Source organism: Mucilaginibacter sp. OK098 (assembly GCF_900142915.1).
In the GTDB taxonomy this organism is placed as follows: Bacteria; Bacteroidota; Bacteroidia; order Sphingobacteriales; family Sphingobacteriaceae; genus Mucilaginibacter.
In genome coordinates this window covers 184320-198846 of the sequence record NZ_FRCM01000004.1, presented here as the reverse complement: position 1 = coordinate 198846, position 14527 = coordinate 184320, and the positions used below count along the sequence as shown (strand labels likewise).

General features: G+C 39.1%; 10 protein-coding genes. 6 read left to right on the top strand and 4 right to left on the bottom strand.

What is annotated here, in order from left to right; all coding sequences use genetic code 11:
* Nucleotides 1–62 precede the first annotated feature (62 nt).
* On the bottom strand, nucleotides 63–1025 hold the full coding sequence (locus BUE31_RS14275) for a hypothetical protein (protein WP_073404494.1): 963 nt from the start codon (nucleotides 1023–1025) through the stop codon (nucleotides 63–65).
* A gap of 157 nt (nucleotides 1026–1182) precedes the next feature.
* Here BUE31_RS14275 and BUE31_RS14270 point away from each other — a divergent pair, with 157 nt between their 5' ends.
* A complete protein-coding gene (locus BUE31_RS14270) occupies nucleotides 1183–2229 on the top strand; it encodes a hypothetical protein (RefSeq protein WP_073404493.1) in 1047 nt (348 codons plus the stop codon).
* Here the strand turns inward: BUE31_RS14270 and BUE31_RS14265 are convergent.
* A complete protein-coding gene (locus BUE31_RS14265; protein WP_073404492.1) occupies nucleotides 2208–3299 on the bottom strand; it encodes a GNAT family N-acetyltransferase in 1092 nt (363 codons plus the stop codon). The two genes, BUE31_RS14270 and BUE31_RS14265, sit on opposite strands and share 22 nt — an antisense overlap.
* A gap of 111 nt (nucleotides 3300–3410) precedes the next feature.
* Between BUE31_RS14265 and BUE31_RS14260 the strand changes: the two genes are divergently transcribed.
* On the top strand, nucleotides 3411–7229 hold the full coding sequence (locus BUE31_RS14260) for an nSTAND3 domain-containing NTPase (protein ID WP_073404491.1): 3819 nt from the start codon (nucleotides 3411–3413) through the stop codon (nucleotides 7227–7229).
* Between the two features lie 29 nt (nucleotides 7230–7258).
* Here the strand turns inward: BUE31_RS14260 and BUE31_RS14255 are convergent, their stop codons facing one another.
* Nucleotides 7259–7537: a helix-turn-helix domain-containing protein gene (locus BUE31_RS14255; protein WP_073404490.1), complete on the bottom strand. Its 279-nt coding sequence runs from the start codon at nucleotides 7535–7537 to the stop codon at nucleotides 7259–7261.
* Nucleotides 7538–7915: 378 nt separating this feature from the next.
* Between BUE31_RS14255 and BUE31_RS14250 the strand changes: the two genes are divergently transcribed.
* The 4 genes from BUE31_RS14250 to BUE31_RS14235 all read left to right on the top strand — a co-directional run bounded on the left by BUE31_RS14250 (nucleotide 7916) and on the right by BUE31_RS14235 (nucleotide 14089).
* A complete protein-coding gene (locus tag BUE31_RS14250; protein ID WP_073404489.1) occupies nucleotides 7916–8194 on the top strand; it encodes a hypothetical protein in 279 nt (92 codons plus the stop codon).
* 142 nt (nucleotides 8195–8336) lie between these two features.
* Complete coding sequence (locus BUE31_RS14245) at nucleotides 8337–9632, top strand: redoxin family protein (protein WP_083619912.1); 1296 nt, start codon at nucleotides 8337–8339, stop codon at nucleotides 9630–9632.
* A gap of 12 nt (nucleotides 9633–9644) precedes the next feature.
* The gene (locus BUE31_RS14240; protein ID WP_083619909.1) at nucleotides 9645–12713 is read left to right on the top strand and encodes a SusC/RagA family TonB-linked outer membrane protein; all 3069 of its coding nucleotides are present in this window, start codon (nucleotides 9645–9647) and stop codon (nucleotides 12711–12713) included.
* A 5-nt stretch (nucleotides 12714–12718) separates the two neighbouring features.
* Nucleotides 12719–14089 (top strand): RagB/SusD family nutrient uptake outer membrane protein, encoded by a 1371-nt coding sequence (locus BUE31_RS14235; RefSeq protein ID WP_073404486.1) that lies wholly within the window; start codon nucleotides 12719–12721, stop codon nucleotides 14087–14089.
* A gap of 51 nt (nucleotides 14090–14140) precedes the next feature.
* Here BUE31_RS14235 and BUE31_RS14230 read toward each other — a convergent pair whose 3' ends face one another.
* Complete coding sequence (locus BUE31_RS14230) at nucleotides 14141–14461, bottom strand: hypothetical protein (RefSeq protein WP_073404485.1); 321 nt, start codon at nucleotides 14459–14461, stop codon at nucleotides 14141–14143.
* Between the last annotated feature and the right edge of the window lie 66 nt (nucleotides 14462–14527).

The following is a 14527-nucleotide window of genomic DNA, read 5'->3' as shown; positions in this document are numbered from 1 at the left end:
AATTTGTCCCTAATAAGTCTTGGGAATGAGTGATTATTTATTGATCTAATTAAATCAACAACTTACCAATCACTGGCCAGTGCATAAATGTTGATTTCCTGGTTATCATGGACCGTCAGCAGGTCAGCACGATTTTGATCGAGAGAGCCTTCAATAATTAGTTGCCCGTTGTTTAGTGAGAGGTCCTCAATAATTTGATATCCGTAACGATTGAAATTATATCCATATAAGCCGTCCTTACTGATTGGGTAACTCGGAAACCGCTTTTTAGGATCATTGAAATCGGGTTGAAAGACACGGACCAACATTTTTTCTGCATCGAGGGATATTTCTTTTTTTGATGGCAAAGAGGGGCCTGATTCAAAGAGGCTTTCAGGCTCAAATATTTTGATGGATTGTGCATCCCCTACCTGGAAAAGTAGAAGGGCCAATTCATGAGTAGGTAGTGATTGTGCCAAAGGCTTTACTATGCTCAAAATCTTTTGTAAAGTTTTATGGCCGTCCAGGCGGTTCCAAATAGGTTGATCTGTTGCTTTGCCAACGTAATGAACATAATAGCTTACAAATGCGCGTGTGTTACCTTTGACCTCCGCATCTATATTGTCATGAAGATATTCATATATAAACCGTTCCGGTGTAAGCCAATACATAAATTCCTCATTTTCATAGAACTTAAATGCGTCTACATGGTAAGCGGGTAAAGATTCCGTAGCTTTTTCAGCATCATGCCAGCCTATTTCAAGGCGAAGCTCGGCCTCAGGATTTCTTATGAATATGTGTTGTTGGAGTGGTAAACGACAATGTAAGATTTCTTCAGTTCCTTGTTGATGAATGTCGAAGGTAAGCATTGCCTCACCTGGTTGAACCCGCTCAAATGTTAGAACCGGACGTTGAACGATCATATACAGCATACTTTCTTTGAGCCAATGCTGAACGGCTTCTTCCGTACGAATGTGGGTAAAATCATAGTTACTTACCGGTGGATAAGCAAGTTGTAGCTTAACGGAAAGTCCGGTATGATCCATTTGAATTATGTTTGTCTTTTAAGTATTTCATGTATTTTTTATTCAGTCAGCTTCACGCCATTTAATTTTGAATTGCATTAAAAAATAATGCAGAGTAAATTACGTATTTTCGATTTATTGGTCATAAAACGACCTAAAATAAAAGAGATAATAACATATGGCAGAGAAAGTAATTATACGGTCAGCAACAATAGACTTACATGGAGACTTCACTACGGTCGAAATGTTAAAGGATTACGCAAATGCCGTAAACGGTCCGCTCAAAATGAGGTATTTAGCAAATCATCGGCGCGACATTCCACCTATGGGCTATTTCGATGATGCCGAATTAAAAGATGCTGGTGGTGTCCAGCATGTTTGGGTGTTGCCTGTGGAATATGCTGAAAGGGGAACAGTAGAATGGGACGAAACTTTGGTGATAGCAGGACAGACCACCGCTATTCCTTTAATGAGTCGAAATTCCGAAAAACCTGGAGATCAAATCACAATTTCTGTTGACAAGAATAATTTTCAAAATATCAATGACCTGAAAACCACAGGAGGGCAAATTCATAGAGCATTTGAGGGAAAGGTTGCACTAGAATTGGATATGCGCAAGGAATTATATCCAGATCCGCGCATAGTAATCACGCTAGCGCCATATGCAATGGTTTTATATCCATTGGTGAAACCCTTCCTGACAAAAATGGGAGAAAAAATAGCAGAGGATATTGCTGATGATCTTTATAAGAATCTAAAATTGGGAGTTAAAAAGCTTCTCGGTAGTTTGTCATCATCTGTGCTGTCAACTCGTGAAAAGATGGTACCTGCCAACAAGAGGTTGCTCACTATATTTGAAATACCTTGGGATCCATATATTGAATTACATATTCGCTCTGATGACCCAACCAAAGTTGAAAAGGGCCTGCAGCCGCCCAAATTAGCTTTGGTCCACGAAAAGATCATGGATTTGCAACGTTATATTGATATCGCAGAGATTTATTTCGTGCTTAATACGAAGAATAAATGGGAATTTTCTTATTTGCTTACTCCAGACGGAAAAGTTGTCGGAACTAAGGCCGCATTTAAAAAACGAGACAAACTGGTTACAAGAATAAACCTCAGTCCAACCAAGGCATTCAGCATCGGAGCCTCTGGTGTAGTATATGAACGAAGACGTTTGCCTTCTGCAAACGACGAGAATCAGGCAGGAAGTGAAAGGTAATTGTTTAACCTACAGTGTTTGAAACGGAAAAAATCTCTCCAGTTAAAAATGAAAAATGGTTTATCAGTTAACCATTCCTCTGCTTTTTTCCAGGCATCTTCTTCTCTTTTGAATTTTTCTATCGTATATAATTTTTTTTCTGCATCACTTGCTTCATTTTGCAGCAAGTGACCATACTCATGCGCTATTGACCAAATTATGGTCAGGGGTTCTGGACGCTTTTTTAAACTTATTATTATCTTTTTCTCGAACCAATCGTTGATATGGTGACATCCTTGATATTCTTCTTTCATATCAATCGAAGCTCCCCCAGCATATATTACTTTGAATAGTTGCATTACTAATTCCCTATGAGGGGTAATTTCGGGTATTGCGGTCACCATCTGTCGCCAATGATTAAATAATTTTTTCTCCTCTGTAGAATTTAATGCTTTCAGTTCATTTCGCATATCATCAGCAGATGATGGAGTCCATTTTACGGCAAGGCGAAAAAGATCGTGTCCGTAATGATCTTTTGCTGAAATAACTGGTTCCGGGAATAAACCTGCGATAAGTTTTGCAGAAGCCTCATTGTCCTCACGAACTTCAAAATATATTTCTTTCAAGTTCACCGATGCAGCGTAATCGTGAACTTTAAGTAATGCTGCCCGGCCAATTCCCTTGCGTCTGAAATTCGGATGAATCGCTATCTCTGCTGTATACGGTGATTTAATAGTTTCCAGCCATTCTCTTAAATTGACCTCATCATCACTCTCGATTAGAAGTTCATCAGAATCCTCCTCACCCTGTAGTTTTTCCTTTTTTAGAAGCGATTTAAAAATGGCGTGACTTTTCTTTAAAGATAAGAAACCGGCAAGTTTGCCATCTGGCAGGAATATTCCCCAATATTGCATATATGAAGTCCGCTCGTTGAGGCCCCGGAATTTATATCGAATTGTTTGTTCATCATAGTTTAGCTCTTCAAAATATTCCTTAATGGACGGATCAGCAATCATCTCTATAAATGAATCTTCATCGGTGTCTTTAAGGAGCCTGAATTCAATGCTCGGTACTTGTTCTGGATTAGCCATGCTATTTCAAATATCGCAATTTGACGGGGATAAAAATGCCTTTCTTTTACTTTGGGGTGGGTATTGAAGGGGACTGCCTATTTGTTAACTTTGAAAATTCTAACCTGAATTATGTTAACCATTGAACTTATCGAATCCAAACTTAAGATCATGAATCCGGATGCTTTTCACCGGCTATGCGATCATTACCTGTTTTTTGAAGGTGAAGATGAGTTTGATAGCATAGTACCGGTAGGCCAGGTTGAGGGTAAACAAAAAGCAAGGAAAGGCACACCTGATACACGAATCAGGCGTTCTGACGGATCGTATATTTTCATTCAATATACCACGCAGGAGAACTATCAAAAAAGCGATGCACTTCTAAAAAAATTGGAGGAAGACCTGATTTATTGTTTTGATGCACGAAAAACCAAAGTCGGACTAACCCACCTGGGTTTGGTAATCCTTTGCTTTAACAGTAATATTGGAAATGCCGAAGAGCAGAAACTCATAAACATCGCCTGGGCCAAAGGGAAAAGACTTCAATTGATCAACCTGTCAACGCTGGCACATAAGATTGTAAAAGATTATCCTTTTTTAGCTAAAGAATACCTGGGGATCGAAATCGATACTTATCAATTGCTGCCGGTCAAGAAGTTTATAGAGGAATATGAAAAAGGCGGAATTGCTACGCCCTTGTCCAATCCTTTTCTCTACCGGGAGAATGAGTTGAAGGCAATCGAAAACTCCGTAGAATCAAATATGATCACCATAGTTTCCGGTAAAGCGGGCGTCGGCAAAACAAAACTGGTAGTCGAAAATTTGCGGGCATTTACCAAAAAACACCGAAACTACCAAGCCTATTGCATCCGCAATAAGGATCAGCCATTGCTGTCTGATCTGCGAAGACAGTTATCGGCAAAAAATAAGAAATATCTCATCTTTATCGATGATGCCAATAAAAGCATTGCGCAATTAAGGGACGTATTGACCTTTTATCAGGAGAACCAAACGGAATTTAAGCTGATCCTTACTGTACGAGACTATGTGCTGAAGGATATCGAGCCGTTTTTGCAAGGATACCAGAATAACACTATTAGTATTAAAGTATTTGATAGTCAGCAGATCAAGGAAATAGTAAAGACAAAGCCCTTTTCAATTCGCCATCCCTTGTTTTTGGAACGCATCCGGGAAGTTGCACGCGGAAATCCACGGCTGGCCATAATGACCGCTATTGCCGCTAAAGACCGGACACTGGACGAGCTTAATAATGTTGCCGAAATCTATAAATTATATTTTGAACGGATCAGCGGTGACAACCCCATATTAGCTTATCCTGAATATTTACGGGTATTGGGTGTGCTGGCCTTCTTCCGCACAATTGACCGGGAAGATAACCGCGTAATGGAAAATATTTTACCGGCTTTTGGCTTGAATGAGAATGATTTTTGGACAAAGTTATACGAATTAGAAAGGCACGAAATTGTAGATGTGTTTACTGACCGCTCCTCAGCGCGTTTTTCTGATCAGATATTGGAAGGGTATTTATTCTTCCGTGTATTTTTCATAGACAAACTGCTTGATTATGGTATAATTTTAGAAAGGTTTTTTCCGGATTATTCCGGCCGAGTTAAATACACAGCAATTGACGCTAACAATACATTCGGGTTCGAAGATTTTGGAAATTTGATCAAGCCTTTCATTTTTCAAAAATTACAACAAATTTTAGAGAATCGCCAGGATGCAGCGCCTTTTCTATCTATTTTTTGGTATTACCTGCAAGATGAAACTTTGCTATATATTAAACAACAAATCGATGGCCTTCCTGAGATCGAGCCATTGGTGTTGGAGGATCGTATTGCGACAGCAAGGTTTAACGAGAAGACCTTTGGCTTTGCCGGTGATACCATGCTGGATAAGGATGCCAAAGATGATTTACTTGAACTGACGACTCCATTCTTGCACCATTTGACGGATGATTTTGATCTTGCAACAGGGCTGATGTTCGGGCTGATCGAAAAGAAACCACTGCTTGCTGAGCGGGTAGTTCGTGAGATCAAAAGTTATTTTAATTTTTCGGTAAAGGATGGTATTTACCATTACTATCGGGAAGAGCGATTTGCACATTTACTGATAGAAAAAAGCACTGAGGACAAACCGGTGTTCACCTACCTATTTTTAAAATTAGTACCACATTTCCTGAAGACGCGTTTTGATACCACCTATTCGGAAGGCAGAAATATTAACATCAGCTACATTGAACCCAACGCTTCATCCAAGTTTTTAGAAATACGGGCTTTGTTCTGGAAACGGTTTAACGAAGTTTACGATAGCTATCCATCACTATCACTTTTTAGCTTTAAAGCGGTACTTGATACCTTCGGCCCGGATTTTCAAAAGGAAGTTCGTACATCAGATTGGGCTTTTATTGAAGCTGTTTTTGACCAACATTTTGACTATGATAAATTCCAGGATGTATATGCGATTAACGAATTCGTGAGCCGCGGGGCGAGGATGGGCCTGGATAAAAAGTTGTATTCTGAAACGCAAAAAAAAGCACAAACACCGGATTATAAACGATTTCTTGCGCTGGATTACAACCAGCTGCGTAATAGGGAACGGTTTTCACGCGATGGGCAGGATTATAATGATTGGCACAAATGGTTTGCCGAAGAAAAGAAAAAGGAAATCCTTAAAACTTTTAATCATCGGGATATCGATGGATATAAACAAACCTTTGCGTTCATCAACCATTGCACCGAGTTACAGTTATGGGAGTTCTATACCGTCAACAATGGCGCACAAATACTGTTCAATGCAGCTTTAGAAAAAGGCGTTGACCCGTTGGAGCTTGTCACTTATCTAATTCACTTAACCCAGTTCAATCGTTTTTTTAGCTTTGAGCGTCTATTCAATTTTATGCGGGATCTTGCACCTGGTTTAATTTTGGAACTTGGCAAAGTTTTAAACGATGAAGATTACCCGAATAAACCTTATGTGTTGTTGGCATACTTCAATACGCTGGGGGATAACTATATCAATAAAGCCTGTACTGCGGATTACCTGGAATTGTTGGCAAAGGTATCCGGCCGGTTCTACCTTTATTTCGGTAATGTGACCAGTTACCTCAGAATAGATCCTTTGTTTTTAATTAAGGCTTTAAGAGTTTTGTTGGCAAATTCAGCAGCTGGCATCAGTGACTTTATCTTGCACGAGGAGTTTTTAGAACGACACGTAAATGATATCCGTAACACAGGTCTGTTGGAGCAGGTTTACCTGGCTATGATTGCCAAAGAGGATCATTACGACCATGACGGCAGCGAATTGATGGTAGTGTTGAAGCGCCGACCCTCTTTTTACCTGAAGTTTCTTGAACAACTGGCCAGCGAACGTTCTATTGATCGTAGTGGCGAACAAAAGATTGCGAAGGTCTGGGATTTGGAAAACGCTTTTCCAATTGTAGAAAAAGCGGTCAATTATTTGGCAACACATCAACGTTACCATTACCATGCCGAAGAACTCTTATCTGACTTATTAGAAAATACCATTAAAGCGGAGGGTTTTCGCGAGAATCGATTGTTATTTTTAAAGGCTTATATCCAGCAGAATGCAGGAAATATGAAACGGATGAAAGCCATTTTTAAAGCAGTTGGCACCAAGGTACAGGAACATTTTGCGGAGTTACTGGAGATATTTCTGAAAGAGAACAAACGCTTTGATCATTTCGAGAAGATTCGCTGGGATGAGCGTGGTGTAAGGGTAATTAGCGGTGACGCCATATCGGCAGAAATAGATGAAAGGGCTTGGCAACGTGTAAAAGCAGTGTTGGAAAAGCTTCAGCCTGGTGCTGACTACCTGGAACACCGGGTATTTGTAGGAAAGCAGATTGCCTACTGCCAGCGGAGTGCTATACGTGAACGAAAACACAATTTTCTGCGCGATGATTATTAACATCAAACTATTAAAGGAGATATAAAGGTTTACTTTCCTTTTCTTTCTTTTCTAGTAGGTGGATATTTAGTGAGTTTAAAATCGAAATCTAAAAGATCTTTGGGTTGAACTCCTAAAGCGTTTGCAATAGCTTCTATTGTTGAAACTGCAAAATTGTGTTGGCCTTTTAATATCCTCCAAACTTGTTTTAGTGAAAAACCTGTCCTGTCTGCGATATCTTCCTGAACAATACCCTTTTGTAAACGAATATCTTCAATTCTTTTAGTTATCTGATCAATGAATTGCTGATTCCGGTATTGTAATCCCATGTATCTGTAAAGCAACCACCAATTAATGTTTTTTATTACGTCACACTTGCCGTAATTAATTGATTTGTTTATATTTGATAATTGAAATAAAAGCTAAATAAAACCATAAGTGTTTAATCACTTATGTTATTTTTGCGAATCTTCACAAAAAAATTGAAGCATTCGCTTTGAGTCTTGCTCACGGAAATTGACACTTTCAAATAGAGCGCCGGATGAGAAGCTGGAATGCCCATGCTACAGGTATGGGCTCCCTTCTTGTTTGTGCTCTTGGGCGTGTCAACCCTCCGTGAACAATAAGTTGGGAACCATGCCTGTAGTATTTTTACAGAAATCAATCTCTCTTGCAGACTCCTGATAATGAATTCATAATCATTAAACATGGACGCGAAAAATGCACTTCCTGAAATGCCTGAATTTAGTTCCCTAACTGAAATTATGGAGCGGTTTAACACCGTTCCTTATGATCAGTTCCAGAAAGAATTAAATGATTGGTTTAAAAGGAACCTGGCTAAAGCCCAGAATGCAAAAGGACTGCAGAATCTTGAACCTTCCGGCATCGGAAACCTCCCAGCTTTAGTATCTGAAATTTACCATCGCGCTGAATTACTCACCGCATTGTCAGAAGCTAAAATCACAACTGGGAATGAAAACAAGTAAGTACATCGTATGGCAACTGGTCATTTGCCCTCCTGAATGACCTAATGATAATGGCAACCCAGTCAGTTAATAGTTAAACACGGGTTGCCATTATCGATCCTCTTTTCATTCATATTTCCAAAAAATTCTTAACTGATTCTTCATGAAAAAAATAACGATTTTAATCGTAATGGCTGTGCTATGCGTTTTTTTTTACGCTCAAGCACAATCTATACCTATTAGGAAACCGCTCAAAGTCGGTGACACTATCCCCGATGTAGTTCTTGATAAGGTCTTGAACTTTAAAACTAAATCCATCCGTCTTTCAAATTTTAAGGACAAGCTTGTCCTTATTGATTTATGGGCCACCTGGTGTGCTCCCTGTATAAGGCACATGCCTATTAATTATGCCATTCAACAAAAGCATCCTGATAACTTGTTTTTTCTGCTTTTGAATATTAAAAACTCACGGGATAAGGAGGAGGATGTCCAGAAATTTCTTGACAAAAGAAAGCCTGTGTTTAAGTTACCATCTGTCGTTCTTGATACTGTACTTACCAATTTATTTCAGGCTCATACAATGGGTACATATTACTGGATCAAAAACGGTGTTCTTGTCGCTGTAACCGGTGAGGAAGAAATCACCGATGAAAAGGTAGTTAAAATGCTGGCAAACGATAATGTAGTACATCAAAAACCTACCTATTCTTTTGATAATCAAAAACCAATATTTTTTGAGAATAATGGAGGGCCGCAACAACAACCTTATGTTTTTAGATCAATTTTGTTTCCCTGGTCCGAAGATTATCATGGATTGGGCTATATAAGCGACGATGCTGCTAAAGTCAATCGTATTTATGCCTTCAATGTATCTGCACTACAACTGATCATTTTTTCTAATCCAGACTTAGCTAAGTTTGCTACTACGCACCTGAAAATTAAAGTAAAAGATGCTGAAAAACTTGTAGGAAACAATAAATCAAAAGCCTTTGAGGCCAAAACCCTCTATTGCTACGAAGCCATATTTCCACCTGTTTCAAAAATCCGCGCCTGGGCATATTATAGAGAAGACATCAGGAAATTTTTCCCTTATAAATTAGACACGGTTAAGCTTAATGATTCATGCTGGGTTCTAAAATTACGTTCTGGCTCAAAATTGAAAAAGGGTTCAGGTAAAAGCGAAACAAACCTGGATGAACAGTTAGGAAACCCTGTTTTTTATAATAACCTTCCTTTGATAGGGTTAGTGTCTACCATGGAAGATGTATTCAAAATTCCCGTCATCGATGAAACCGGTTATTCCGGAAAAGTTACGCTCGATTTGCCCCCTTATTTAAAAGATACAGATGCTTTGGCCCAATCACTTTATAAACAGGGATTGGTTTTAACCAAAGAGTCAAGAGAATCTGAATATCTCGTAATCACTGACCGCGAAGAAAACCTTGTAAAACAACATTAACCCTTTCATTACATGAAATACTTATACATTTTTTTACTGGCAATGATCCCAATCTCCGGATTTTGCCAAATGGTTACCGGGACGGTAACGGATATACATAATCAGCCGATAGAAGCAGTAACGGTAACGATAAAAGGGACGTCACTGGCGACTGTAACTAACGACAAAGGGTACTTTAAAATAAATACAAATGTTAATAACACTGTTTTAGTTTTTACTGCAACAAATACAGAAACTTTGCAAATTCCCTTAAAGGGTCAAAGTAATCTTAAGATAATTTTAAATCCCAAAGTTAATTCTTTAGATGAAGTACACGTTATTGCCTACGGTACGAATACCCAAAGAAACACCGTCGGTTCGATTTCTAAATTGTCAGCAGCCGATATTGAACAGCAACCAGTTACCAATCCGCTTGCAGCCTTGGAAGGCCGAGTTCCTGGTTTGGTTGTTACGGCCACCAGTGGTATGCCAGGCGCAAGTTTTAACATTCAGATTCGTGGGCAAAATACGCTTGATGCTGCCCGTAATGGTTCGCCGGCGAAGGATCAACCGTTGTTTATTGTTGATGGTGTGCCATTTGCTCCGCAAAATACCAATACTAATCAGTTCCATTCGGTACTTTCCCCTGGAAACGGAGGAGTTTACGGTAACGCTTATGGCGGGGTTAGTCCATTTAATAGTTTAAACCCCGCTGATATTGAAAGTATAGAAGTTTTAAAAGATGCTGATGCGACTGCCATTTACGGTTCACGGGGAGGTAATGGTGTAATCTTAATAACGACTAAAAAGGGAAAAACAGGTAAAACAAGTTTAGATCTTGGTTTAGACAATGGTATTAGCGTCATCGGACATACTATGCCAATGATGAATACGCAACAGTATTTGCAAATGCGCCGCGAAGCTTTCGCAAACGATAGGCTTACACCAAATAATATCCTTTATGATCCGGCTTATGCACCAGACTTAACCGTATTTGATCAATCAAGAAATACAGACTGGAAAAACTATTTCTTAGGAAATACGGCCCATCATTTAAATGCAAATGCGGCAATATCCAGTGGTAATGCCAATACACAATTCCGAATTGCCAGTGGGTTCAACCGGGACACCTATATATTTCCCGGAAATTATGGTGATAACAGGATTAGTTTATCTTCTAACATACACCAGGTATCCACAGATAAAAAATTCTTGTTAGATTTTACCACTTCCTATTCCTATGATAAAAACAGTTCTTCAGCCAGTCAGAACCTTTTAACTGCCTACTCACTAGAGCCTAATTATCCTAATCCCGTAGATGCAAATGGTAATTTATTATGGAATTACAATGGCGTTCCGCTTGATGGTTCGTATGCATCTTCCAATCCCTACAGCTCTTTTAAACAGGAGTATACCGTTAGTAATACATCGTTGAACAGTAACCTTTTACTTTCCTACGAACTCATTAGGGGATTGACCATAAGAACAAGTTTAGGGTATGGTACCTATCAGAATAAGGAATACTCTGCTACACCGTTTGCGAGTCAAAATCCTGCTTACAATCCACAAGCTACAGCGAATTTTGGCACCAATGAGTTTACAACATGGATAATCGAACCGCAATTGGAGTATAAAAACACCTTTAAAAAGGCGCTCTATTCATTTTTGGCAGGGAGTACCTTTCAGAAAAATTCTAATAATACTACCCAGGTAGAGGGACTTGGATATATCAATGATGATCTAATCCATTCAATTTCCGGCGCACCCACCCAAACCGCATCAGATGGATCGTTTGAATATAAATACACGGCGCTTTTCGCAAGGTTTAATTTTAGATGGGATAGCAAGTATATCATCGATATTAACGGAAGACGAGACGGTTCCAGCAGGTTTGGGCCTGGCAAGCAGTTTGGTAATTTCGGTTCGGTAGGTGCCGGATGGTTATTTAGTGAAGAAGGACTTTTTAAAGAGCATCTACCAACTATCAGCTATGGTAAGCTACGCGCAAGTTATGGGATAACCGGTAGTGATGCGATTGGTGATTATAATTTTATTTCCAGATGGGCTCCAACTACTTATGGATATAATAATGTATTGGGCTATCTACCACAAAATCTCGCAAATGACCAGTTTAGCTGGGCTACCACGAAAAAATTAGAATTGGGGTTAGAGCTGGGATTTCTTCAGGACAGGATTCTGTTAACATCAGCATGGTTCATGAACAGGACAGGTAATCAATTGATACAATATCAGCTACCAACCCAAACCGGGTTTAATACCGTTGTAGAAAACTCACCTGCGCTAGTTCAAAACACAGGATGGGAATTTTCACTACAGGGTAAGATAATTCAATCAAAATCATTTACCTGGAATGCAGCATTTAATGCCACCGTACCTAAAAACAAACTACTATCCTTTCCAGGACTATCAACTTCGAGTTATGCAACTACCTATATTGTTGGACAGTCAATTTCTGTGCTTAATAAATTTAAGTCTGCAGGTGTAAATCAACAAACCGGATTATTCCAGTTTTATGATGCCACAGGAATAATAACGGATACCCCTCAGTTACCAGCTAGCGGTAGTTTTAATGATTATTATAATGTCGGCAATCTCGATCCTAAGTTTTATGGAGGACTTCAAAATTTCTTCACTTACAAAAATTTGCAACTTACGGTTTTCCTGGAATTTAAAAAACAGTTTGGTATCAATTACTTAGGGCAGCTTAATGGTGTACCCGGCTGGGAGTTTAATCAACCAGCAGCGCTATTATCTGCAAGATGGACAAAAGAAGGTGATAACGCGACCTTTCAAAAGTTTGCGTCGCAGTACAACGATGCGGCTACAGCGTACAACAATTTTACACAATCGGATGGAATTTACAGCGATGCATCTTATCTCAGGGTAAAAACCGTGTCATTGTCTTATTTATTACCGGCAGGAGTATTGAAAAAACTTTCAGTTAAATCCATCCGCATTTATGCTAATGCGCAAAACCTATTTACCATCACTAGCTACAAAGGAAATGATCCGGAAACCCAAAATTTCTATGGGATTCCTACACTTAAAACTATAACCGGTGGCCTTCAACTTAACCTCTAAACATCATGAAAAATAATAATAAATTCTTGTGGTTGACAATGATCTTTTCGGTTCTTACTATGCAAGCCTGCAAGAAGTACCTGGAAATTCAGCCGCCAAAAAACCAATTAACAACTGATAAAATATTTGCAGACAGTGCAAGCGCCAATAGTGCCATTGCTGGAATTTATGTAAATATGTATCAAAGTTTATCCTTAAATCTTGCGTCAGGTGGATTAACACTTTATCCTGGATTATCTGGGGACGAAATGGCTCAATCGGCGACAGATGTAAACATCAGCCAGCTTTTTAACAACCAAATCAATCCTAATAATACCATTAACGCTTCACTTTGGACGAGTGCTTACAAGTTTGTTTACGATGTGAATGCCTGTATTGAGGGAATTAATGCAAGTCCTAATTTGCCGGTTTCGGTAAAAACAAATCTTCTTGCTGAGGCGAAACAGATAAGAGCCTTTCTATACTTTAATCTTGTTAATTTATATGGCCCTGTTCCTTTGCAACGTTCGACTGATTACCATGTCAATCAAAGTATGGCAAGATTCCCGGTAGACAGCATTTATTCTCAAATCATAACCGATGTAACATTTGCACAGGCAAATTTGCTTAAAAACAATATGGCGGAGCGTGCAAACTTTTATTCGGCAACTGCTCTATTAGCTAAAGTCCAATTATACCGCAAAAATTATGTAGCGGCGGAATCAGAATCCTCAAAGATCATTGGTTCAGGTATTTATTCCTTAGAACCGAATTTAAACAATGTTTTTTTAAATAGTAGTAATGAAACTATATGGAAAATTATTCCTGTATTCCCAGGGTTTGCCACATTGGAAGGATATTTCTTTGTGCCGTCAAGTACAACAGTCGCTCCGAAATACCCCATCACGGGTCAGTTAAATAATTCCTTTGAAACCGGCGATCAGCGAAAAGTTAAATGGACGAATTACAGAATTATAAAAGGCGTCTCTTACCCATATCCGTACAAGTATAAAGTTGGTAGAACGACGGCTACCATTACCGAAAATTACTCCATATTCAGATTAGCAGAACAATACCTTATACGTGCTGAAGCTCGTACAAACCAAAATAACATTCTCGGAGCGGTAGCAGATTTAAATGTAATTAGAACTCGTGCCGGTTTACCCAATACGCTAGCCAGTGATAAGGCATCGCTTTTATTAGCGATAGAAAAAGAAAGACAGTCAGAACTATTTTGTGAATGGGGAAATCGGTGGTTTGATTTACAAAGAACTAACCGGGCCGATGTTGTCCTGCCCGCTGTAAAACCTAATTGGAATCATAATTCAATTTTATATCCGATTCCGATAAATGAGATTTCCAGAAACCCAAACTTAGTTCAGAACCCTGGATATTAAAAGAAAGAGCCACGAATAGTGGCTCTTTCTCTTTGTTCAGGTTTATTATAATCAATCCTTTGTCTGATCGATAACCTGGGCCATTTGGCTGTTATTGATTAGTTGGTTGCTGGTATTAACCTGGTTCGCGTTAAACCCGGAAACGCATTGATGGCTGTTTGAATTACTGCAATCTTCCTCTGGAGCTGTTGTACCTTCACCAAGGTAAGTTGCGCTAGCTTGCGGAACCGCTGAACTAAGCCCCACACTTCCTGAAATTTCAAACCATTTATAGCTTGTTAATTTGGTTGTTGCTTTGGAAGTAGGAACAGTAAATGCACTTGCAGCGATAGCGACAGCAATGGCTGCGAAACCTAAAATTTTTCTTTTCATAATGATGTCTGTTTTTATAAATCAAAAAGCAGTAAAAACTTTAATGATAAATTATTGATTTAGGAT

Bases quoted from the DNA above. Each gene is read 5' to 3' on its own strand.
- BUE31_RS14275 (WP_073404494.1), bottom strand. From the start codon at position 1,025: ATGGATCATACCGGACTTTCCGTTAAGCTACAACTTGCTTATCCACCG.
- BUE31_RS14270 (WP_073404493.1), top strand. From the start codon at position 1,183: ATGGCAGAGAAAGTAATTATACGGTCAGCAACAATAGACTTACATGGA.
- BUE31_RS14265 (WP_073404492.1), bottom strand. From the start codon at position 3,299: ATGGCTAATCCAGAACAAGTACCGAGCATTGAATTCAGGCTCCTTAAA.
- BUE31_RS14260 (WP_073404491.1), top strand. From the start codon at position 3,411: ATGTTAACCATTGAACTTATCGAATCCAAACTTAAGATCATGAATCCG.
- BUE31_RS14255 (WP_073404490.1), bottom strand. From the start codon at position 7,537: ATGGGATTACAATACCGGAATCAGCAATTCATTGATCAGATAACTAAA.
- BUE31_RS14250 (WP_073404489.1), top strand. From the start codon at position 7,916: ATGGACGCGAAAAATGCACTTCCTGAAATGCCTGAATTTAGTTCCCTA.
- BUE31_RS14245 (WP_083619912.1), top strand. From the start codon at position 8,337: ATGAAAAAAATAACGATTTTAATCGTAATGGCTGTGCTATGCGTTTTT.
- BUE31_RS14240 (WP_083619909.1), top strand. From the start codon at position 9,645: ATGAAATACTTATACATTTTTTTACTGGCAATGATCCCAATCTCCGGA.
- BUE31_RS14235 (WP_073404486.1), top strand. From the start codon at position 12,719: ATGAAAAATAATAATAAATTCTTGTGGTTGACAATGATCTTTTCGGTT.
- BUE31_RS14230 (WP_073404485.1), bottom strand. From the start codon at position 14,461: ATGAAAAGAAAAATTTTAGGTTTCGCAGCCATTGCTGTCGCTATCGCT.